Consider the following 275-nt stretch of genomic DNA (forward strand, 5'->3'; position numbering starts at 1 on the left):
TTAAGGTCTTTATTCTTTTTACCGGCTGCCAGAATCGTGCTCCCGAGCTCAAGCTGTCCTTTAGTCGGTTTCAGCAAACCGTTTAAATGCTGCAGGAGCGTCGATTTGCCCGACCCTGTATGTCCGATGACGGCAACGTAGCCGCCCTCTTTTATCACGGCATTGATATCATACAGAGCAAGCCGTTCAAACGGTGTCTTCATTTGATAGCGGTGTTCTACATCTTTGATTTTAATGTCCACAGCTCATTCACCAGCCCTTCCTGAGTCAGATGG

The 275-nt window shown here is 48.0% G+C and carries 1 protein-coding gene; it reads right to left on the minus strand.

What is annotated here, in order from left to right; all coding sequences use genetic code 11:
• Positions 1-242, minus strand: a 242-nt coding sequence (locus tag SB660_RS20350) for an ATP-binding cassette domain-containing protein (protein WP_410584128.1), incomplete at its 3' end; no start/stop codon positions are given.
• Positions 243-275 lie beyond the last annotated feature (33 nt).

Source organism: Bacillus sp. SIMBA_005, from assembly GCF_046535585.1.
In the GTDB taxonomy this organism is placed as follows: Bacteria; Bacillota; Bacilli; order Bacillales; family Bacillaceae; genus Bacillus; species Bacillus pumilus.